Annotated in this window: 25 protein-coding genes and 1 pseudogene; 3 read left to right on the top strand and 23 right to left on the bottom strand. The window is 68.0% G+C overall.

What is annotated here, in order from left to right:
- Positions 1-3: 3 nt before the first annotated feature.
- On the top strand, positions 4-642 hold the full coding sequence (locus tag J5X75_RS04290; RefSeq protein WP_208465951.1) for a hypothetical protein: 639 nt from the start codon (positions 4-6) through the stop codon (positions 640-642).
- A 25-nt stretch (positions 643-667) separates the two neighbouring features.
- On the opposite strand, the gene J5X75_RS04285 is transcribed toward J5X75_RS04290, so the two are convergent.
- From J5X75_RS04285 to J5X75_RS04275, 3 genes are all read right to left on the bottom strand, one after another.
- Positions 668-1135, bottom strand: coding sequence for a class I SAM-dependent methyltransferase (locus tag J5X75_RS04285; RefSeq protein ID WP_208465950.1), 468 nt, complete (start codon positions 1133-1135; stop codon positions 668-670).
- 158 nt (positions 1136-1293) lie between these two features.
- Complete coding sequence (locus J5X75_RS04280; protein ID WP_208465949.1) at positions 1294-1734, bottom strand: DMT family transporter; 441 nt, start codon at positions 1732-1734, stop codon at positions 1294-1296.
- 462 nt (positions 1735-2196) lie between these two features.
- Positions 2197-2970, bottom strand: a complete 774-nt coding sequence (locus tag J5X75_RS04275) for a poly-gamma-glutamate hydrolase family protein (protein WP_208465948.1) — start codon at positions 2968-2970, stop codon at positions 2197-2199.
- Between the two features lie 416 nt (positions 2971-3386).
- On the opposite strand from J5X75_RS04275, the gene J5X75_RS04270 reads away from it, so the two are divergent.
- On the top strand, positions 3387-3665 hold the full coding sequence (locus J5X75_RS04270) for a hypothetical protein (RefSeq protein WP_208465947.1): 279 nt from the start codon (positions 3387-3389) through the stop codon (positions 3663-3665).
- Between the two features lie 200 nt (positions 3666-3865).
- On the opposite strand, the gene J5X75_RS04265 is transcribed toward J5X75_RS04270, so the two are convergent.
- The 4 genes from J5X75_RS04265 to J5X75_RS04250 form a co-directional block, all read right to left on the bottom strand.
- Positions 3866-4306, bottom strand: a complete 441-nt coding sequence (locus J5X75_RS04265) for a hypothetical protein (protein WP_208465946.1) — start codon at positions 4304-4306, stop codon at positions 3866-3868.
- An 843-nt stretch (positions 4307-5149) separates the two neighbouring features.
- On the bottom strand, positions 5150-5611 hold the full coding sequence (locus tag J5X75_RS04260) for a peptidase inhibitor family I36 protein (protein WP_208465945.1): 462 nt from the start codon (positions 5609-5611) through the stop codon (positions 5150-5152).
- A 96-nt stretch (positions 5612-5707) separates the two neighbouring features.
- On the bottom strand, positions 5708-6517 hold the full coding sequence (locus tag J5X75_RS04255; protein ID WP_208465944.1) for a phosphotransferase: 810 nt from the start codon (positions 6515-6517) through the stop codon (positions 5708-5710).
- A 16-nt stretch (positions 6518-6533) separates the two neighbouring features.
- Positions 6534-6746, bottom strand: a complete 213-nt coding sequence (locus J5X75_RS04250) for a hypothetical protein (protein ID WP_208466171.1) — start codon at positions 6744-6746, stop codon at positions 6534-6536.
- Here J5X75_RS04250 and uppS point away from each other — a divergent pair.
- On the top strand, positions 6655-7635 hold the full coding sequence (uppS, locus tag J5X75_RS04245; protein WP_307797917.1) for a polyprenyl diphosphate synthase: 981 nt from the start codon (positions 6655-6657) through the stop codon (positions 7633-7635). The two genes, J5X75_RS04250 and uppS, sit on opposite strands and share 92 nt — an antisense overlap.
- Before the next feature lie 147 nt (positions 7636-7782).
- Here uppS and J5X75_RS04240 read toward each other — a convergent pair whose 3' ends face one another.
- The 16 genes and pseudogenes from J5X75_RS04240 to J5X75_RS04165 form a co-directional block, all read right to left on the bottom strand.
- Positions 7783-8724: a GNAT family N-acetyltransferase gene (locus tag J5X75_RS04240; protein ID WP_238487292.1), complete on the bottom strand. Its 942-nt coding sequence runs from the start codon at positions 8722-8724 to the stop codon at positions 7783-7785.
- Positions 8621-9475 (bottom strand): AAA family ATPase, encoded by an 855-nt coding sequence (locus tag J5X75_RS04235; protein WP_307797916.1) that lies wholly within the window; start codon positions 9473-9475, stop codon positions 8621-8623. Before J5X75_RS04235 ends, J5X75_RS04240 begins: the two co-directional genes overlap by 104 nt.
- A 172-nt stretch (positions 9476-9647) precedes the next feature.
- Positions 9648-10313 (bottom strand): ribonuclease FAU-1 family protein, encoded by a 666-nt coding sequence (locus J5X75_RS04230; protein WP_208465941.1) that lies wholly within the window; start codon positions 10311-10313, stop codon positions 9648-9650.
- A 73-nt stretch (positions 10314-10386) separates the two neighbouring features.
- A complete protein-coding gene (locus J5X75_RS04225; protein WP_208465940.1) occupies positions 10387-10905 on the bottom strand; it encodes a deaminase in 519 nt (172 codons plus the stop codon).
- Positions 10902-11792, bottom strand: a complete 891-nt coding sequence (locus J5X75_RS04220; RefSeq protein WP_208465939.1) for an NUDIX hydrolase — start codon at positions 11790-11792, stop codon at positions 10902-10904. The genes J5X75_RS04225 and J5X75_RS04220 overlap by 4 nt, the downstream gene beginning before the upstream one ends.
- 43 nt (positions 11793-11835) lie before the next feature.
- Positions 11836-12099: a hypothetical protein gene (locus J5X75_RS04215; protein WP_208465938.1), complete on the bottom strand. Its 264-nt coding sequence runs from the start codon at positions 12097-12099 to the stop codon at positions 11836-11838.
- 281 nt (positions 12100-12380) lie between these two features.
- Positions 12381-12754 (bottom strand): annotated as a pseudogene (locus J5X75_RS04210) (ArsR/SmtB family transcription factor).
- Positions 12751-13323: a bleomycin resistance protein gene (locus J5X75_RS04205; protein WP_208465937.1), complete on the bottom strand. Its 573-nt coding sequence runs from the start codon at positions 13321-13323 to the stop codon at positions 12751-12753. The pseudogene J5X75_RS04210 and the gene J5X75_RS04205 overlap by 4 nt, the downstream one beginning before the upstream one ends.
- Positions 13320-13634 (bottom strand): thioredoxin family protein, encoded by a 315-nt coding sequence (locus tag J5X75_RS04200; RefSeq protein WP_208465936.1) that lies wholly within the window; start codon positions 13632-13634, stop codon positions 13320-13322. Before J5X75_RS04200 ends, J5X75_RS04205 begins: the two co-directional genes overlap by 4 nt.
- 126 nt (positions 13635-13760) lie before the next feature.
- Positions 13761-14399, bottom strand: coding sequence for a DUF6262 family protein (locus J5X75_RS04195; protein ID WP_208465935.1), 639 nt, complete (start codon positions 14397-14399; stop codon positions 13761-13763).
- A gap of 1 nt (position 14400) precedes the next feature.
- Positions 14401-17016 (bottom strand): tyrosine-type recombinase/integrase, encoded by a 2616-nt coding sequence (locus J5X75_RS45855; RefSeq protein WP_307797915.1) that lies wholly within the window; start codon positions 17014-17016, stop codon positions 14401-14403.
- Positions 17013-17945 (bottom strand): tyrosine-type recombinase/integrase, encoded by a 933-nt coding sequence (locus J5X75_RS04185; RefSeq protein ID WP_208465934.1) that lies wholly within the window; start codon positions 17943-17945, stop codon positions 17013-17015. The genes J5X75_RS45855 and J5X75_RS04185 overlap by 4 nt, the downstream gene beginning before the upstream one ends.
- 302 nt (positions 17946-18247) lie before the next feature.
- Positions 18248-19165: a protein-L-isoaspartate O-methyltransferase family protein gene (locus J5X75_RS04180; RefSeq protein ID WP_208465933.1), complete on the bottom strand. Its 918-nt coding sequence runs from the start codon at positions 19163-19165 to the stop codon at positions 18248-18250.
- Between the two features lie 23 nt (positions 19166-19188).
- Positions 19189-20031, bottom strand: a complete 843-nt coding sequence (locus J5X75_RS04175) for a carbon-nitrogen hydrolase family protein (protein ID WP_208465932.1) — start codon at positions 20029-20031, stop codon at positions 19189-19191.
- 2 nt (positions 20032-20033) lie between these two features.
- Complete coding sequence (locus tag J5X75_RS04170) at positions 20034-20549, bottom strand: HIT family protein (RefSeq protein ID WP_208465931.1); 516 nt, start codon at positions 20547-20549, stop codon at positions 20034-20036.
- A gap of 53 nt (positions 20550-20602) precedes the next feature.
- The gene (locus J5X75_RS04165) at positions 20603-21085 is read right to left on the bottom strand and encodes an NUDIX domain-containing protein (protein ID WP_208465930.1); all 483 of its coding nucleotides are present in this window, start codon (positions 21083-21085) and stop codon (positions 20603-20605) included.
- Between the last annotated feature and the right edge of the window lie 15 nt (positions 21086-21100).

Raw genomic sequence — 21100 nt, 5'->3', positions numbered from 1 at the left:
GACATGCCCACCGACACGCCCATGATCCAGGAATTGACCAGCCTCCTTCTACAACCACGCCGACCCCGCATGGCCGACATCGGCGCCCTCGTCCCGGCCGCCCATCACGACGGGCCCCTCACCGCTCTAATCAACGCGGCGATAGCCCTTGACGACAAACAGCGGGCCGCCGACGCCGCCCGCATCGCGCTGCGCTGGGGCACCGCCATGATCGGCAGCCACACCAACGCGACACCCACCACGGCAGCGGCCGTCTACTGCGGCACCATCCGCCTGGCCGGCTACCTCGGCGGACACGGCGTCGCAGGCTACTGCCACAACCATCCAGACACCGCCGGAGACACCACACTCCAACACCACATCACCGCGCTCACTAACGTCCTCAGCCATAACCCGACCATGGACAGCGATCAGGCGCTGCTGCCGCTCGGATTAAGTCTCCGACGCCACCTCACCGCCTGCGGCTACACCAGCCCGGACCTGGACGCGCTGACCATGCTCTCCCGCATCGGCACGGTCGACGCGGACCACCGTGCCGCAGCAACCGGACACCTCGCCCACCAGCTCATGGAGAACCTGCCACGGCGCGGCCACGAAGCGGCGATCCGGGAAGCTCTTCAGGGCGCGCCCTTCAACGCCTGAGCGCCACCAATCGCCCCTACCGCGGTCACCGCGCTCCCGGGGACAACGGGCCCCGCGAGATATACAGGCGGGCCGGCGGAAGGTTGCGCCAAACCGTTCGGTGGGTCACCGACGTGAACGACTCCCCAAGGCGTCGGCGTAGCTGCCGGACGATCGGCAGGTACAGCACCGGCATGGTCAGCACGGTCGCGAGGACGCCGCCGGGGTTCAGCACGTTGATGATCGCCGTCAGCAGGTTGCGTTGGTCGGCATCGGGGATGATGCTCCAGGGCAGGGCGCTGATGATGAGGTCCGCCCGGGGGTGCCCGGCCCTGGCCGCCAGGCTGGGCAGATCGGCGGCATCGCCCGCGATCACCTTCAGCCAGGATCTGGTGGTACTCAGGTGCGCTGCCATAGCCGGGTTGCGTTCGACCGCGAGCAGAGTGTCGACCGTGGTCAACCGCTCATGTAAGGCGTCGGTGATGGCGCCACCACCGGGTCCCAGCTCGATCACCGTGTGCCCCTGGCCGGGGCTGATCAGTGACGCGGCGCACGCCGCGAGGTGCCGGCCGCTGGGTGCGATCGCGCCGATCTCCCCGGGCGACCGGACCGCTGCCGCAAGGAACCGGCGAGTGTCACGGTTCAGATATGCCGGTATTCGTTGAATGCTCATCATGGACTCCTGGGCAGAAGGCCGTCCACCGTCAGCGCGGTCGGCGGCGGGACGGGATCAGCTCGCGCTGGCGGGCCGACTGCTGAGGTGTGTTCGGGCATCGCCGTCAGCTGCAGCAGCACCACCCCGCAGACGATCAAACCGATGGCGGCTACCCGGCCTGGGGTGAGGTGTTCGCCGAACAGCACGACGCCGATCAGGGCAAGGGCCGCGGTCCCGACGCCGCTCCACACCGCGTAGCCGACCGAGATCTCCACTCCGGCATGCAAGGCACGCGCCAGACACACGTATGACGCCACGTACAGAGCGGCCGTCACCGCCACGACCGGTGCCCGGGTCAGTCCCTGGGAGTACGTCAACCCGGCTGTAGCGACAACCTCGGTGAGGATCGCCCCTGCCATCCATAGCCAGCCAACCATGGACCGAGTCAATCCGATCATGAACGGCAGTCGATAGTTGTCTTCGGTTGTCCCGGGTTGTCGCGACAGAAGACGTAGGTCGTGGGCTGAGGTAGTGCCTGGTCGGCCATCGATGCTGGGGGCAACCGAGTGTCAGGGCCAGATCGAAGGGCGGTGCCGTCGAGATCAAGAGCCCGTCGCTGTTGACAATGGTTCGACCGCACCGCGCTGGCGATCCACGCCGCGATCAGGGACGCGCTGGAACCGTCGGTCGCCGGTTACTGCCGGTGCACGGCGACGGCGTGCGGGTGTCGTTGAACGCCGATCATCTGGAGTGCGTCCGAACACCGGCGCGAACTTCTCCCTGTCTTGGCCGCCGACACCCTGCACCCTGCATCAGGGCATCGGCAACGTCCGGCCACTCGCACCGTCGCCTACCCCGATCACCGACCCGGACCGGGAAGCAGGAGACGCCCCCGGACCGTGCCGGGTGCGTACGACCTGTCACCAGCCGGAGGTGTCCGGATAGACCGAACGGATCGCCTGCACGAACGCCTCCCCGCACTGCGGGAGTTCCGCCGTGCACTTCGAGGGCTGGCCGCCCGCCGCCGCCACCAGGTCCTTGCGCAGCGCGGTGCTCAGTTCCAGTTGTACGCCCATGCCGTCGGCGTCCTTGTTGACGAAGTTGTCCGGCGACGTCCCGGCGATGTCAGCGGGCGCGGCCTCCACCCGGAAACCGGCCGCGGTCAGGGCCGCGGTCACCCTGGCACCGGTGGCGGTGTCGCGGCCACCGACGTACACGATGCGGTTGTTGTCGTCCTTGAAGCCGTGGATCGACAGCGCGTGCGGCCGCTGGCGGATCAGGATCAGGCACTCCTCGAGGTCCCAGTGCTCGCTGGTGACGTGCAGGCGCGGGTGGTTGCCGGTGGGCAGCAGGCCCTTGAAGTGGCACTGCGAGTGGTCGGTCTGCGCGATCGCTGCGGCGATCTCGCTGGTGCGGATCTCGATGCCGCCGCCGTGCGGGGCGATCACGATCAGCGGGGAACCGGTGATCGTGGTGCTGACGGCGTAGTTCGCTGGCGGCTCCACCTTGCGCAGCGCTGTGAGCGACGGATACTCGGCCATCGTCCAGGAGGCGCTGGGAGCGGCGGCCACCGGCTGTGGTGCCGCAGCGGGCCGTCGACCGGTGACGAGGAATCCGGCGGCCAGCACCCCGATCACGGCCAGGGCGCTGAGTATGGACGGTGTGCGCTGGTGCATGAGATCCCCCGTGGGCATCGGACAGAATCGGACGACGCACATGATGCCCGATGCGGTCGCGGCGGTGAGGCGACCAGTGGGTGTCCGCCCGTCCGTCTGCTTCACCGGTGCCGTCACGTCGCAGCAACAGGATCTGGCCGTCGGGCCGGCAGGTCTCTGTCGACGGCGGTGGCTCGGGATGCCTCGGATGGCTCGCGATAATCGTCCTTATGCTCGTCGGCCTGCCGGCCGCCGGATGGACAGAAGTCCGCGATGCGATCACAGATCGTCAACCGGACGGCACCGTGACGCAGACCCCCGGCCGGACCTGGCTGCGCGCCTTGTGATCCACCACCAACGCCGGCGGGCCATCCGGCCAGCAACGAGAAGCGACCTCTGGAGGCCGAACGTCGACGGAGAGCACCTCCTTCTGGGTCGGCTGCGAGGGCTCGCCAGTGACGACGACGTTCGACTTGAGATCGGAATACGCCCGCATGTCGGCGGCACTCGCCCTCGATCCGGGCACGCCGAAAGGGCTGACCGTGCGTACCGTGATCGCGGTTGACGGTATGCAGATCGGCCGGTGGGACCTGCGTCCGGACGAGACCGTGCCGGTCAAGGCTGCCACCGCGGGTGCGCAGGCGCTCTCGATCCAAGCCCAGGCCGTCAAGGGGAAGTGCGGCACCTCATCGATCGGTTACGGCATCGCCTTCGACGCCGCTGTCTTGAACTGACCTGACGCGGAATCACGATCTGTCACCTGGGGCTCGTCATCTCTCGATGTCGTGATGCTGGCCCTGCACCGCGCCGGGATGTAGCGGTCTTTGCTCGAAGGTCCCAGCGTCAGATCAACTCCTCTGGCCCCGGCACAGAAGCGCCCGGTCCGTGAGTTCCACGGACCGGGCTCCTTCGCCTTGACCAAAGATCAACCTGCTCAGCAGGGCGTCGCCTTGAAGCACTTCTTGGAGACAAAGGGGTTGACCAAGTCCTCGCCGAACTCGACCTTCACCATCTCGGCCCCACCGGAGATGTCGGCCAGCACGGTGAAGTCGAACTGATCGATAATCGTCGAGCTGCCGCTGTTGCAGTAGGGGCCTCGCGCGTCACTGTCGATGTAGTGCTCGCCCTTGCTGTCGAGGTAGTAGGTGCCAGCTTCTATCCACCGACAGTTGCCGGCGGTGACCGCGATGTTACCGGCGACCCTTACGCTCCGGTTGTACCAGGTGAGGTTGCCGGACGCGTAGCTGTTGCCGTACTTCAAGGTGAAGGTAGTGGTCGGGTAAGCGGCCTGGGCCGGGCTGGCAACCCCGGCAAGGGTCGCGGTCGCCGCGATTACCGAAAGCGCTCCGGCGGCGACTTTTTGCTTGGTGGTCATCGTGTATCTCCTCGTGCGAGGGGGCACTGACCGAAGGAAGCTAACAATGTTGATCGATTGGCTATCTCCCCAGTTTGTGCCAGACGACAACGAACGTGGCGGATCGCAGGGGGCTAGCTTTTTGGGGATCTCCGGCGGCCTGAGCGACGCGACAGCAGTGTCGTCGGTGTCCTGATGAACTGCCGCGGCACGACCGAACTGGTCGTCCTGACCACCGGCCTGGACGTGGCGGCGCATCGTCGACAGCGGGCGCCGATATTGCAACCTGAGTGGCGTAGAGCACACGGCGAGGCGCTTGACCAGGTGGGGGCTTGGGGAGATCGTGAGCGGTAAGTTGGTGAAGTCTACTCACCTCTCAGTGCAGAACCCCGCGTGAGCCACTTTCAACGACCGCCATCGTTGATCCCGGCCGCGGGGTTCTTCTGTCTCTGCAGCCCTTTCCGGGCCGCGGCACGCCGAGCGTATGGTCGCCGTCGTCCCGGTCGCACCGGGCATCACCCGCATCGCAGACCGCCGACAGCCCGACCGGCACCTGACCAAGGCCCGCAAGAGGATCTGGTCGGCGATGGTGGCGTTGCGCTGCTGCTGGCCGGGTTGGTGGGCGGCACTGTCTGGAACCTGTTCACCCTGGCTGCTTGGGCTTCCGTCGAGTTCGTCGCACGCACTGTTCGGCAGACTGATCGGCGCTTGCGGTCAGGGGTCTGGGCCGGGCGGCGTGAACTGGAGCGGTAACGGGTCGAAGCTCATCGGGGCGATACGGGGGTGCCTTGTGCCAGACGCGGGGCGCGGGAAGCCGCTGCCGTGCCCGACCCGAGCGAGGCACCCGGGCCGGGCAGCGCCCTACTACTTGAGGAAGAGGACGGAACTCACGGAGTCGTTAAGGCGGATTTTTGAGTGTGATTGCTTCTCCTCACCGAGGCAGCCCGTGTAGCCGTACGCATCGTGCAGGGAGGGCACTCCCCGGACTACTTGGTTGAGCCTGACGTGGTCACCGCACCAGACCACGTCACGCCAGAGGGACACGGACCAGCGGTTCGGCGCATTGAGGTAGGCCGAGGACGCCGTGTCGTCGGCGCCGTGCTCACTCAACCGCTGGACGTCGTCGGATACGACCCAGATGGAAGCGTCCGAGTCGCCGTTGTACTTGGAGTGCTCATACAGGCACAGCGACTCCGCAGGGCACGCGTCGATGCCATGACCCTTGATCGACCGGACCAAAGAGTCATCGGAGGCAGCAGCCGGTGCGCCAACCGCAAGGCCGGCAGCCAGTGCAGCGGTCAGAGTCAGTGCGAGTTTCTTGATCATGAAACGGATTTCTACCGGCCCTACAAGCTCAGACACCGAACTACCACGATGCCTCACTCAATCGGGTGATTTGAGTAAGTTCTGGCCCAGCCATCTTCATTCCGCGTAGCGCAGGGTGCCGGAGACGCTGCTGCTTCGATGCCTGTACGCCGACCATTGAGACGTCCATGAGGCGAGGTCATGCATCCACCTTGTGCTTGTGCCGGCCGACTTGGCGGCCCACTTCGCCGCGTTCTTCATCGCGAAGTAGTCCAGGACCTTGGGATCGGTCCGCCGCCACGAGGGATGTTGTGCCAGCCACTGTTCGGCCTGTTCCGGAGTGTGGCCGCCGCTGATCAACCACTGGGTCAGCATGGCCAGCTCGACCCACGGCGCGGCCTTTGTCGCCATGGCCCAATCAACGATCCGCAGGCCACGCGGGGTGACGATCAGGTTGGCCGGTCCGAGGTCGGTGTGAACAAGCGTGTCGCCGTCCATCGCCGGGTGTTCGAATCCGAGCCGCCCCTTCGGGCTGAACAGCGACACATCTGGAGCCGGTGTTTTACCGAGCGCTGCCAGCGCCTCCCCGAGCAGCTCCAAATCAGGACTTCCGGGGGACAGGTCAGCATGCGGGCCGTCACAGTGTTCAAAACCCGCCACCAGCCAGCCGTCCGTCTCGAACTGCCACTCGACCGCGGGCGAATGCGACCCGTTGATGGCCCCACTCACCCGCAGTTCGAAGCGCAGTGACCGGACACCGAAATCGGTGTGGGCCGCCTTGACGAACACCTGCCCGTTCGTCCCGGTGACGGTTGCGGCTATCTCCGCGTGGTCGCCGGTTGTAGCGGGGATGGCGCGAGTTCCGCCGATCCGGTCGGCCACCCGCTTGATGACGGCCTCGGGCAGAGCGGTCCAGTCAATGCGCATCGATCAGGTGGTCCTCTCAGATCCCCGGGTTCGGCGGGCAGCAGGTCTTCGCCTCACCGTCCCAGAACTCGGGGTCGATGTAATAGCCGGTCGCCCTCAGCGCCTGGCGGGTGCACTCCATCGGGGAGCCGTCCGCCATGCCCTCGGCAAGGATGCGGTCTTGGTCGCGAGTACCCCGGTGGTCGATCACCGACCGATGGCCGTACGCCGAACCATCCCGGCCAGGCATGGTTCTGTCCGGCTTTTCGCCGACCGCTGCTGGAAGCGGTCGGGCACGAGCGTCGAGAGCATCGTCCGCGCCGGCCCGCGACAAGTGCCCGCCGCCGCCGGGACGATCCCGTCATGACCGCCCGGCGCATGGTTCAGCCGTCGAAATGTGGCTCGTGAAACGAGCGTCATGGATCTACTATGCGTGCGCTCAAGATGCTCTTTCCCGGTACGAGGTGGCGCCGTTGAGGCCGCAGCATGTTTTGATCTTCCCGGACGGGAATCGGCGGTGGGCGACGATGCGCGGGCTGCCTTCGTCTGTCGCGCACTCGCGAGGCTCATGGAAGGCCGACGAGGTCATCAACTGGTGCAAGGATCGCCGGATTCGGCATCTGAGCCTGTATCTGGTGTCCGCGGCCAACCTCAAGCGAGATCCGTCCACGCTGGAACCGATGGTGGAGATCCTCACCAAGGTGATCCAGCACCTCGCCACCGTTCGGTCGGCCAGATTCCTTCCCGTCGGGGACCTGTCGATCTTGCCGCCCGCCATGGCGGCAGCTCTCGTCGATGCGCATTCAGCTACCAGCGACGTATCCGGAATGAGCGTCAACCTGATCGCGGGATACAGCCCCGAGTGGGAGCTGACACAAGCCATCGCGCAAACCGCAGCGTCGCAAGAGCCGCCAGCTCACGCTGCGTTGTCGTCCCTCTTCTTCCCGTACGGTCAGCAACCGAGCGTCGATCTCATCATCCGCACCTCCGGAGAACGCCGCCTTTCCGGCCTTCTGCCATGGCAGTCGGCGCAGGCTGAATTGCACTTCACCCCCGTGCTCTGGCCCGACTACACCGAACACCACTTCCAAGAAGCGATCAACGACTTCGCGCAGCGCACCAGGCGATTCGGGTTGTAAGACAGACGAGACCTCGCTAGCGATTGCCTCGTGGCCGGACGGGACGATGGGGCGTGGGGCCGGCCGCCCCACGGCAAGGGAAGATCCGCTTGTCTGATGTATGGCGTGGGAACTGGGGTGGTCGGCCGTGACCGGCTGGCGGCCGCGTTAGAACGAGCCGACCGGCACGACCTGCTCGTCCTCGCCGTCTGGTTCGTCGAACCGTGCGTAGAAGTCGTCGAGTGCTTCCGCCGTCACCAGTAGGGCGTTCGCGTGGTCTTGCGTGTTGCGGGCGTTCAGTCGGCGCAGCAACTCGTGCTTCGAAACCGGGAAATACAACAGGCGCACCTGTCCGCCAGCGGACGCCACCACGGCCTTCCAATCGTTGCGGTCTGGTCGCCGCCACAACCCGTGATCTATCACCACGTCTCGTCCATCGCGCAGCAACTTCCTCAGTTCCGCGCGCACCTCGACCAGGACTGGGCCCTCTTTCTCGAAGTACGTGTGTTCCGGGTAATCGACCCCGTAGCGGCCGTGACGGGCGAAGACCCGTTCATCCACCGACAGCCGGATCACTCCGGCTGGCTCCAGGACCCGTTTGGCGTATGTTGTCTTGCCTGAGCCGGTGAGTCCCACCAGAAGGTACGCGACCGGTAGACGCCGTTCCATCACTGCGGAAGGTGTTGCTTCCGCGGGCGGTGTGTGACGGTGGAAGTCGTAGCGCTCCTGGACACGGTCGTACTGCTCGAACGTGCCGACGAAGCGCCCACCGGCGCGTTGCAGCAGCCGGCGACAGGCCTCGTTCGCGCGCTGCGTGGTGGCGATCAGCAGATCCTCGTTCGTGTGCTGGAAGAACCAGTCACGGATCAGCAGCACCGTCTCCAGCGCATATCCTCGTCCCCAGTACCCGTGGCCGAGTTGCAGGCTCAGTTCCCAGGGTCCGCGTTTTCGGGCCAGGGTGCCGCTGCCGGCGATCTGACTGGTGGCCCGCTCGACGACGACGAACTCACCCCACGCCGGAGCGGTCACCTTGCGGTGCGCCTTCGCGATTGCGGTCGTCTCGTCGACAGGCCCGCCGATGTAGCGGCGCACCCGTACGTCGGTGGCCATCTCGACCAAGGCCGGCGTGTCGCCGACCGCCGGTGGCCGCAACCGGACCAGTGCACCCTCCGGTGGTGGTCGCAGCCACTCGGTCACGGCTGGCCCCATGCTGTGCCCGTGGTGCGGTGCCCACCGCTTTCGCCGGCAGGTAGGCGTCGGCGGCCTCCTGCGCACAGTACGCGCAACGAGTCGGGCACGGCGTCAACGCTGACGCCTCGGCGAGGCCGCTGGTGTGCAGGATCGTCGTCACGACCTCCTGGAATCCCATGTACTCCGGGATCACCACCTCGCCGGGCACACCGAGCAGATCTTGTCCGGCGTACCAGCCGCGCATGGTCTCCGGGGCGACCGGGATCGGTTCCTCACGGCTCAGGTGCCGTCGTACTGTCTCGTCGAAGGTGACGTCCAGGAAATAGCACGCGGTCGGGCCGGGATGCTCGCCGAGCAGTGCCCGCAGGTGGTCGCCGTACTGGCCGGTGTGCAGGATGCCTTCCAGGATCACGTGGTAGCCGCCGTCGAGCGCGGCCCTCGCCATGGTGGTGATGAAGCCCGGCGCGACCCGATCTTCGCCGCCGCCACCGTGTTCGCGGAGAATGACCCTCCTGCAGTGGTCCTGCTCGATGACAGCCAGCCCTCTCGCCCCGTACTGGCGGCGCACTTCCCGCGCGGTCGTGGTCTTCCCGCTACCGCTGTTGCCGCGAATCACCACCAGCAGCGGCGATCCCGCGGAATTGCGTTCGGTGCACGATCCGGTGGTCACCGTGCGTCTCCCGTCAGGGTTGCTACCAGGTCGGCGCGGAGCCGGTCTGGTGAGGTGCTCTCGACCGTGGTGTCCACTCCTGCTGTCCTTCCGGAGGTGTTCGGCGTTGTCATCGGGGCGATGCGGGGTGCCGTGTGCCAGACGCAGGCGCGGCGAAGCCGCTGCCGCGGCGTCACTCGTGGGTGTTCAGCACACCGTCGGGCAAGGCCGCAAGCGGCCAATCGGCAGGTGGCCGCCAGCTGCTCCAGTCCTCGGCGAGTGGCCCTTGGCCTGCTTCGGTGAAGGCGATAGCCCGCTGGCGGGCGGCTTGCACCCGCTCGTGTTCGGTGTCCGAGACCAGACCCCGGTGCCGGATCTCGTCATACTCGGCTTCGTCTTTCCACCGCCACATTCCGGACGGGTCGGTGATGAGGTCCAGCAGCAGGTCGCAGGTGTCGATACCGGCCGGGGTGCGGACCACCGGCCGCTCAAAGTTGATCTTCCAGTGTCCCGGGCTGCCGTCAACAGGCTGGTAATGCTGGAGGCTGAAGTCCGGGTCCAGGCCGATCCAGGTGACAACGATAGTGTCGCGCCAGACCCAGCGGCCGAGTTCCCACGCGCCGTCGGCCAGGTCGGCGACGGCCTGCCGGCGAGCCGGCTCGCCGCCGCCGGTCAACGACCTGATCCAGTTGGCCAGGGCGTAGCCGGCGGTGCCCGGCCAGGTCACGACGACCAACCGGGTCCCGTCGTCGGCAAAGACGCGGTGCGGGGCCGCAGTCCAGACCTTGCCGTCACGAACGTCGCGTCGCACGACGGTCGAACCGGTCTCGAAGACGACTGTCAACAGGGATGCCTCCATTCACGAGATGACTGCAGGGCGTGAGAGAAAGAGAGCGTGCCGGGTACCGCGATGGGGTGGCTGTGCTGCTGAGTCAGCATGGGGCGCCAGGGTCGGGAAGTCGGGCCAGGGTGTGCGACCAGCGCCGGAATCCGGAGTCCGGTGCGGTCTGGCAGTAGCGGCGGAACTGGTCGCGGACCTCGCTGCGGCGGATGCCGCCGGTCATGCGGGGCGGCCGGTACCAGGGCAGATCCGGGTGCGCCGGCCACGATGCGGCGAGCCGGGTTCCGCCGTCGGCGGGAGACTCCAGCCCGTAGTAGATCTCGTCGACCTTGAGCGCCATGGCCGCGCCGAGGCACATGAGGCAGGGTTCGAGGTTGACCGCGAGCCGCACCGGGTGCGGCCGCGGGCCGAGCCCGAGCTGCCGGTCAGCGCTGATCATGGCGACCAGATCGGCGTGGATCAGCCGCCGCTGCTGGGTCTGGTCCTGGGTGAAGGCGGTAGCGATGATGGAGCCACCGGTCTCGACGACCGCGCCGATAGGCAGCTCCCCACCGGCCATGCCGTCCTCGGCGGCTGCGATCGCGGCGGCGACCAGCTCGTCGGGTGTCACGAGCATCCTCCGGCGCACGTGATGTTCGGCGCGTATCGGGTGGTCACGCCGAACGTGTCGTCGCGCAGTTCGAGGAACGCGAGCTGCGGTATCTGTTCGGCGAGTTGCCGGTACAGGTGCCGGGCGACCAGCTCGAAGGTCGACCGGAACGCGAACACCTGGGTCCACGGCTGCCGGCTGAGCTCGGCACAGCATCGGTCGAGGATCTCCGCGGTGGCGTCGGTGTCGGCGAACCAGCCGCGGTCGGTCAGCTGGTCCTCGCCGAACGCGATCCCGGCCCGGAGCACCACGTCGATGCCGTCGCCTGCCGGGATAGGGGGAAGACCGCGCTGGGCGCGTACCGGTGAGGGCAGGCCTTGCACGGCGGTGATCCGCCGTTCGATCTCGACCGTGAACGCTTCCGGTCTCCTGGTGCACGGCACGGGGACGCGGGCAGGTGAGCGGTCTGTCCATCCGTCGAGCGAGAACGGCCGGCCGTTGCTGATCTGCGCCAGGGCGGCCACCGTGTACGCGATCGTGGTGGCGGGCGGCTTCGCCGGGTCCGCCCAGACCAGCCCCGCGCACTTGTGGGGTTCGGTGTTGACCGGCTGACCTTGCCAACCGGTCGCGAGGAAGAAGAAGCCGAGCCGAGGGTCGTCCCCGCCGTGACGGCGGTGCACGACATGAACGAACTCCAGATGCGCCTCGGCCAGTTCGATACCGGTTTCCTCGGCCGTCTCCCGGATCGCGCCGGCGACAACCGATTCCCCGTCCTCGAGGTGCCCACCCGGCAGACACAGCTGGCCGTCGGCTTCACCAGTGCCGGCGCGTTGCAGCAACAGAACCTGGCCGTCGTGGCGGAGCAGCAGCACGTGAACGACGACGATGGTGCCGTACCGGCTCTTCATCGGCTTTCCTTCCACCTCGGTTGCCTGCCTGCACAGAAGGGGGTCAACGGTTTGGTTCGAGGTTTCCCGCGCGGGTGGTCACGGTGCCGTGGCTGACGCGCAGGTCCCAGCCGGCGAGGCCGGGGCCGTCGTGCGGCACGAGAATGCGGGTGAAGGACTCGGGCGTCGGCCGGCCGGCGTGTTCCCATCGCTGCAGCCGGGACCGCAAGGTGTGCAGGGACGGCGAGGCCGGGCTGTCGGCGATGATTCTGCCGTCGGTTTTTCCGACCGCGTTCGAGATCATTACTGCTTTGAGCTGCAAGAACACGTGGCAAACATGTACGGGATGTTCCCATGCGCGACGGTTCTCCGGTGCGTGAGATCACCCGTTAGTGAATCCCTGGAGAGTCTCCGGCGCTCAACTCTGCGCCGTTAGGTGGCGGTCTGGTCGGCGGGTGTGAGGCGGCCGATGCCGGGAAAGAACCGGCCGGCGTGGGCGGCGTAGGTCCGGTACGCAGTGCCGTGCGCGGCGAGCGGGTAGGGCTCCTCGACTGTGCCGGTTGAGCTGCGCGCGCCGTTGCGGGCTTGGCGCCGTGCCGGTCGGCGCGCTCACCGGGTCACCGCTGGGGTGTCCGGGCCGTGAGCAGGGCACAGCGCAACGGCGGCTCCGGTCGCGGCGGTACGCCTTCGGCCGCTTGGAGCAGATCCATCAGTTCGGGGCGGGTCAGCGCGTAGAACGACTGCTGGCCCTCGGTGCGGAAGTCGACCAGGCCACGGTCGCGCAGGCAGGCCAGGTGATTGGAAACCGTGGACTGGGCCAGGCCCAGCTCACCGGTCAGGTCGACGACCCGGGCCTCGCCTGCGGCGAGGCGGGCCACGATCCGCAGCCGGGTCTCGTCGGCCAGCGAACGGAACAGCGCCACCGTCCTCGCGATGTCGCCGTCGATGCCGAGACGGCGGCGGCCGGTGAGCAGCCTCGTCATTGCCCGTCGGGGATCGCGCTGCCGATGCGGACCCGGTTGCCGTCGGGGTCGGTCAGGACGAACTCACGAAGTCCGTAGTCCTGGTCAGCGATCTCGCCGACGCCGTCCACGCCCCGCTCGCGCAGCTGTTTCCACATCTTCGTGGCGTCGGCGACGTGTACGAAGCAGGTGCCGGGCGTGACCGTGTCGTGGTGGGCGAAGTGCAGTTCGACGCCGTCGTTGTTCAGCAGCAGGTAGCCGTCGTGGTGGTCGGCGTCGGTGAACCCGGCCCGGGCGTAGAACGCGGCGGTGCGGTCGAGATCGCTGCTGGGCAGGATAGGGATCGCGGCCGTGGCGGTATGTGGTGCCTGCGCCCGGTTGAGGAAGCTCGGTAGCAGGTCCCGGATCCGGATCTCGCGTAGGGCGGAGAGCAGGCCGGCACGGCGGGCGGCCCAGAGTGCGCAGCCGGCGCAGATGTAGACGCCGGGGGTGACCCCGAGTTCGGCGACTTCCCCGGCCGGACGTTGCCGGCCGCAGCAGCCGCAGCGGCGGAACCCGGTGTCGGGAACAGTGTCGGCGGGTCGTGTCATGACGTCACCTTCTTGGTGAGGGCGGCGACCAGGTCGCTCACCTCGGGCACCCCGGCAAGCCCGCCCGGTGTGGCGTAGATCCGGCAGGCGAGCGTGCCGGCTGGCGCAGCGGTGTCGAACAGGTCGGCGCCGTCAATGGTGAAGCTGGGTGATCCGGCGAAGCCGATCGCGGCCGCCTCGGCATCGGTGTGCACCGGTGTGAAGCTGATCGGCACGTCGCCGCGGCCGACCTCGTCCAGGGCCTGCCGCAGCCGCTGTCCGGCCGTCCGCCAGTTCGGGCAACCGTCGAAGTACCACACCGTCACCTGCACCCTTGCGATCCTGCTCCTCTCCGGCCGTGCGCGGAAGACGCCGGGTTCACCTGAAGCCGGTCGGCGGGAAACCACGGGCGGCCGGTGGAGCGCAACGGCTCGCTGGCCCCCGACAAGGGACGAAGATCATCGCGTCTCGCTGACCGCGGGTGCCTTCACGGCCGGTCGACTCTGCTGCTCGCCGCTGACGAGGGCACCATCGGCGATGGCGGCTTCCAGGTCGGCGACGCGTTTGTCGAGGAATCGGGCGTTGTCGCGGGCGCCGCGCAGCCGGTCCTGCAGCCCCCGGTTCTCCTGGTTGAGCTGGCGGACCTGCTGCTTGAGCGTGGTGTTGTCGGTGATGATCCGCTGAACGCCGTCGGGTGGAAGGTCTTGCTCGAGGTCCCGGATCTTGCCGAGAAGATCGGCGATGGTGGTGCGCTGCCGGGTGACCTCGTGATGGGCGGCTTTGAGGGCGTCCTCGGCGTTGAGTGCCCGTTCGCGCCAGGACGCCTGGACGTCGGCGACGCGCTGCTCGTGATCGCGAACGGTGTGGGCGGTGGCATCGGCCCCGGCCTGTTGGACCAGCGTGCGGGCTCGGGGGTTCTGGTAGAGGAAAGTGCGCGACACGGCGGCGCGGCGGGCGACCGCGGCGAAGGTGATCTTCGATCGTTCACGTCGCATACGGTGCAGGGCATCGCCGACTCGATGCAGCATCGCGTCGATGCCGCGGTGTCGTGCCTGCAGCGCGGCCGCGGTGCGCGCTGGTGCGGGCGAGGACGGCATGTCAGCGTTCCCCCAGGTCAGGATCGGGTCGTTCGGCGACGGCGGCGAGGTCCGTGGCGCGGAAGTTGGTGCTCCACAGCCGCCGGAAGTAGTCCTGTGGGCGGCGCAGGTCCAGCGCGAGGGCTTCGTCCAGCAGGCCGAGACCGGCCAGGACCTTCTCCAGGCCGTCGATGGCGCGGGCGGTCGGCTCGAAGACTTGATGCAGGTAGTCGGCGGTGGCGTCGTCGGGTGCGCGTTCGGCGATCGAGCGCCACTGCTGCTGTTTGCGTCGCCAGTAGAGCAGGTCGGCGCCGGAGAGCACGAACTTGTCGCAGGTATGGCAGTTGAGCTGCCACGGGCAGGCGTCGCCGTTGACGACCGGCTGGAACGTGCAGAAGCCGCCCTCGGCGGGGGTGCTACGCCGAGACAGGTCCAGCGCGAGAGCCATGGCCTCGTCGCGGTTCAGAGGCTGCGACGTCGGGCTGGACAACGGTTCGCCCGGGTTGGCGGCGCCCGGCCCGGCGACCCACACGGTGTGCAGGACGTCTTCGAGATCCGAGTGGGCGATCTTGGTGTAGTGCTCGGCCATGCGTTCAGAGAGATGACCGAGGTAGCGGCGGATGTGGGCGAGGCTGGCCCCGGCGCGCAGCAGATTCGTCGCCAGGGTGTGCCTGGCCTGATGCGGGACGCAGGAACCCAGGTCGAGCCGTTCGACCCAGACGCGGAACGAGCGGTGGAAGTGTCCGTAGGAGATCGAGCGCTCGTCACGCGGATTGCGGATGCCGGACGGGAACAACGCGATCTTGCCGCGTTCTGCGGGCGTCGGGGGCCGGCCGTGGCGCTGCTCGAACCGCAGCTGCGTCTTGGCGGCGCGTTGCTCGAGCCGGGTGTAGAGCACCTCGGGGATGCGGATGGCCTCGTTGTAGTTGCCGACCTTCGTCTGGTCGTGCCAGAGCATCGGCAGGTCACCGTAGCGGCCGAGGCAGTCCAGCCGCAGGGTGACGATTTCGCTGCAGCGCCGGCCGGTGTAGATGATCGCTTCCCAGACGTCGCGCATCCCCCGGTCGTTGGGGTCGTGAGCGCTGGCGAACTCCCGCAGATTCGTCTCGTCGGCGAGCGCGCGGGCGACCTCGTCGGAGAACGGGCTGCGGGATTGTTTGCGGTCTGGTCCACCGAACGGGATGGCGGTGATGAACGTCGGACAGAGCCCCAGGTCGGTGGCGGCGCCGCTGTCCAGGGCGCCGAACAACAGCTTGCGCAGGTGGTTGAAGACCGCGCGGCGGGTTTCGTCGGTAACCGTCGACGGCACGCCGGCCCTGTTGGTCACCGCCAGCGAGGGCAGGCCGTGCCGTTGACGGTGGCGCTGGTCAGCGACGAACCGCTCGGCGTGCTCGCGGCGCAGCAGCCGCGGGTCATCACCGTGGTCCTCGGCCTCCACGGCAAGGAAACGGCTGAACTCGACGCACGCCCGCCGATAGGAGTCGAAGACGTAGCGGCCGCGAGGGCAGTCCGGCGAGCGCAGCAGCCCTGCCAGATGCTCCCAGAGCAGGTCACGAAGCCAGCGCTGAGACACCTCCGAGATGTCGAAATGACTCTGGCAGCCGGTGAACTGCCGTCCGAAGTGGCTGGTCTCGATGAAGCCTGCGGCCTTGGTGTCAGCGGGACTGTAGTAGATGCACCGCAGCCCGTTGACGGCCTCGAACCGGATCATGCGGATGATGGTGTTCAGCCTGCTCTTGCCCTCGTCATCCGCGCCGAGGTCGAACAGCGACGACAGCCGGCGTGCCCGGCAGTAGTTGACGAACCGCTGAATGGTCGCCAGATCCCAGTTGGTGCGGTTAGGGAGTTGCGTGTGGGCGTGCAGGCTCCACCGCAGTTCGGCTTTCAGCAGCGGGGCGAGCCCGACCAGGTTGATCACGCCGATCCGATAGGCCGGATCCTCGTCTGCGCACCAGCGCAGGAACGCCGCCTCGTCCTGGTAGCTGATCGGCACGGGCCTACCGGCGCGGGTGTGGGCGGTCGTGGCCCACTGGCCGGGCAGGGTGACCCCGCCCGGTCTGCCCTGCGCCCGGTAGCGATCCTCGTGCTGGGCGCACAATCCCAGCGGAGAACGAGCCAGGTCGGGACACACCCGGACCCGGCATTCCCCATACCCTGGGCGCGAAGTCTGGGTGGTCAGCCACTGATCGAACGAAGCGTCGGCTCCGCCGGCGCCGCGGTGCAGCTTCCACTGGTACTGGTGGTAGATGCACAGCCGTGAGGTCGCTCGGTCCGCCGGCCGGTCGGGACACACCCGGCAGCTGAGGACCCTGGCCCGTTCAAAGACCGGCAGGGCGACCGCGGTGGCCAGGAAGTCCGCTCGGCCTACGTCGCGCGCTTTGGCCTGCTGCCACAGTTTTCCGTGGCCGACGCAGAGGACGTTGCCGTGCGCGGCGACCACCCGCCGGCAGCCGTCGATGGTGCACTGCCAGCCGTAGACCGGGTGATGGGGCGGAAACGTGATGACGTCGGCGCGGTAGAGCGCGTCGAAGCTCGGCGCCTCGATGAGCGCGGTGAGCAGTTCGAGCCGGTCCCGGCTGATCCGGCTGGCATCACCGGTGGGGAGCAGTGTCAGGGGAACAGCGGTGGACGGGATCACGGCCGCTGCTCCCAGACCGCGGACAGGGCCGCCGAGAAGACCGGGTCGTGGACGTCGACGTGACCGTAGATCTCATCGACAGTGGCCGCCGAGGCCCAGCCGCCGGCGTCGCGCGCTACGACGGTGTTGCCGCCGGAAGCATCGAGAACAGCGCTGGCGAAGGCGTGCCGGAAGGCGTGCGGGTTGATCCGGCCGAGTTCCGACCGCAGGCCGGCACGACGTAACATCCCGCGCGCCGCGGCCGGCGCCCACGGCTCGCCCCGACGTGGCCCATGCAGCTGAACCAGCAGCATCCCGTGCGTGGTGTCTCGCGGGTACTCGACTGTGACGTACTCGAAGTAGGTGTGGATCATCGCCGGGCTCACCCGCCGGATCGCACCACCGCGCACGGTCTCCGCTTCCACCCGCCAGGGATGCTTCGTCTTCGCACGGCTGCGGTTCGGATTGGTCTCGCGGTGACAGATATGCACATGCGCGGTCCGGCACTCGCCACACGCCGCGCCCTCCCTCAGATGCAGATCGGCCAGGTGCAACCCGCACAGTTCGCCGATGCGGAAACCGCCGTCGGCGAGCCAGGTCACCACCATCCGATCCCGGGCCGACCCGCCGGCCTTCACCAACTCACGCCGGGCACCATCAGGCGGCATCTTCGGATGCCGCCGCACCGTTCCGGCCGGGCGCAGCGGATTTGTCGGCAACTCGCGCAACGTATGCCCCAGAAACGCTCGCCGCCGGTCGGCCTTGGTCGGCAGCCGAACGCCCTTGAACTCCTCGGCCAACTGCGGGTTGACTCCACGACCGCCCTGGTGCCGGTAGAACGCCTTCAGGCACGCCGCCGCGGTTTCCAAGCTGCTCTGCCCGTACGGCCGCTTACCCACCCGCCACGCGCCGCCGTACGGACCGCGGAACTCAGCGCCCACCGCGCCCATATACCGGCGCAGATCCTGCAGCCGGACCGTCTCCGGGACCAGCCCCTCGAACTCCAGCCACCGCAGGTGGTCCACCAACAAATATCCGTACGTCCGGTCCGTCCCGCCGGCGCAATCACGTAGGAAGCCCTCCGCGGCAGCGTGCACCGACCCGTCAGCGTTCATGATCGTGACGGCCCGCCGCCCGTCGCTACCCAGGACCTCCTGCACCCGGAGGTCCCCCATCACCAGCCGACCGGCCACGTATCCCCCACGTCCGCCAACAATCCGAACATCCCCAACGGGTTCGGTTAAGGCGCACGCTATGTGAATGCGGGCAAGTCAGACAAACATGACGAACACTCTGCAAGGTGGTCGGTTAAGTCGGTCAGGATGACCGCCGCCGAGCCGGGCGTGGTGTGCCCGAGGCCGCGGATCTCGTTGCGCAGCGACACCAGACTCAGCTGCGGGTCGCCGAGCGCAGCCAGATAGGTGTACCAGGATCGCCAGTCCTGCTCCATCTGTCGATACGTTTCGGTGTGCCCGGGATGGAGCAGTTGGTCGAGGACGGTACGGGCGCCGGTGTGCTGCGCGTCATCGGCGGCACGCCAGCAGATGCCGATCCAGGACGGATCAGGCTGGCGGTCGCAGTAGTCGACCCAGCGGCCGGGAACGGTCAGGGCATCGTCGACCGCGACGGGGGTGCTCTGGGCGTAGCCGCCCCCGGCGACGGCCTCGACACCTGGTTGCCCGGCCGCGACGGTGACGGTGGCGATCAGTGTGGTGGACGGCAACGCCGCGATCGGCAGGCATGCGACGATCCGCCCACCATCGACGACCTGCCGGGTCCACGCCTGCGGAAGCCGTGGCGGAGCACACCACGACACGACCCGCTGGAACGGCGCTGCGGCGGGGTAGCCGCCCAGGCCGTCGGCTACGCGGCAGTCGATCCCGGTGACTCCACGTTCGGCATGGATGGCGGTCGCGCGGCGGATGAGCTCATCGCTGATGTCGACGCTGGTGACCAGACCCTGCGGTCCGCACAGCTCGGCGAGCAGCGCGCCGCTGTACCCGGACCCCGTGCCGATCTCGAGCACCCGGTCCCCGGCGCGGACCTGCAGGGCGGCCAGCTCGCGGCGAATCGACTCCGGCGCCGACCGGTGCACGGTCTCGCCGTGCTCCACGTGGTGGGTGTAGAACCCGGGCGGTACGGCGTCGAACGCGCGGTCGAGATCGGTCACGGCTGCTCCTCGCGGTCAGCTGGTCAGGGGAGGGTGCGGTCGAGGCTGCGGGCATCGGCGACCCGGCGGGTGGCGTAGATGTCCCCGGCCCGTGCGGTGGCTCGCCACGGCCGGGCCTTGTTCAACGCGATGTCCAGATCCGCATCGGTGCGGTCGAGATCGACGCAGAGCACGTCCGGGCCGTCCGGGCGGGCGCGGCGCAGCAGGTAGCCGTGCGGGCCGATCAGCGCCGACGGCGCGGCTGGCGCGCATTGGGCGGGTACGGCCATGCTGACCCAGCAGCCGGTGGTGGCGGCGTGCCCGCGGACGATGATCTCGAAGATCGGATCCTCGGAGAAGCTGGAGAACAGCACACAGTCCACGCCGAGGTCGGCCTGCCGCATCCACAGTTCGGGGAAGTTGACCTCGATACAGAGCAGACAGCCGAAGGTGAACCCGTCCACGGTGAAAGTGCAGACGTGCTCGCCCGGGGTGTAGAAGCCGGTGACCTCGTTGTGTGACAACAGCCGTTTGTCGTATCGGTCAGCCAGCCGGCCGCTGTCGTCGATGACCCACAGCGAGTTATGGGGCCGGTAGTCTCCGGTGAGCCGGTGGTTGCCGCCGACCACGACCCACACCCCGAGCTCACCGGCCATGGCCATCGTGGCGGCCAGTTGGTCGGCGACCGGCTCCCAGTCGATGCGCCATCCGGCATAGTGCGGCTTGGCCGCACCCGCGTAGCCGCTCAGCGCGCCTTCGGCGAAGTGGACGAGCCGGGCGCCGCCGTCGGCGGCCTGCCGGATGGCGGCCCGGATCGCGGTGCCGTTGATGGCCGGGTCGACGGTGACGGGAGTCTGCGCGATGGCGATACGGATTCGGTCGGCCACGCTCACCGCCCCGCGGACGCCGGGCCGCCGGACTCGCCGAGCCGGACACGCAGTTGCGCCGCGAGTTGGTGGACGTCGTCGAGGTCGGGGTGGCCGTCGTTGAGATAGGTCCACGGCAGCGCATGCCCCGGGTTCGGATCCACTACCGGCCGTGGCACGACATGGGCGTGCAGATGGGGCACCTTATTGCCGAGGATCTCGAAGTTCAGCTTGGCAGGCTCCAGCAGCTCCTGCAGGACCCGGCCAACGGTGAGCATGTCGGCGAAGAACAGCTGGGCGTCGGCAGGATCGAGGTCGGTGGGCTCGCAGACATGGCCGTCGCGCCAGATCACCCAGCAGTAGCCGCGGATCTGCCCGATCGTGGCCAGGTAGGCGTTGGCGACCCGCCCGGTGTAGACGCGCACGCCCCAGGCCGGATCCTCGTTGCCGACGAAGGTGCACAGGACGCAGCCGGACCCGTCCTTCTTCGCCGGCCAGTCATGCGGCCATCGGGTCCACTCTTCTCGCTGTTCGGTCATTTTCGGGTTCCTCCGTTCTTGCTTCGGTCGCGGTGAAGGGACGCGCGGGGCGGCTATTGCCAGCCGCTGATCTGTAGCCCGGCGCCGGTGCGCCAGAGGTCGATGCTGGCAACGGTGTAAGGCACGGTGTTGGCCGGCAATTCGTTGATGGAGGTCCATCGGATGTCGGCGCATTTGTGCGGTTCACGATTGACGGGTGCACCGTGACGGCGGACGTCGAACTCGGCCGTGAAGACCAGAGCGATCCGGCCCTGCCCTTCGGGATTGCGGTGGTGCACAACGCCAGCGAAACGGGGTTCGTCGTCGGCGAATCGCACGCCGATCTCCTCGTACGCCTCCCGCCGAACTCCGGCGACAGCATCCTCTTTGTACTCCATCTTTCCGCTGGGCACGTTCCACCATCCGTCGCGGTATCCGGTGCCTTCGCGCAGCGCCAGCAGGATCCGGTCGGCGTCGGTGAGCAGCAGGAAGACGTCCACCGGGTGCTGCGGCGGCGGCCCCGCCGGCTCAAGCGGGTGCGGGTCAGTCACCTTCATTTCTCCTCTTCGGTA

It is taken from the genome of Actinoplanes flavus, from assembly GCF_017592555.1.
GTDB lineage: Bacteria > Actinomycetota > Actinomycetes > Mycobacteriales > Micromonosporaceae > Actinoplanes > Actinoplanes flavus.
The sequence above is the reverse complement of the archived record's forward strand: the minus strand, read 5'-3'. Positions and strand labels throughout refer to the sequence as shown.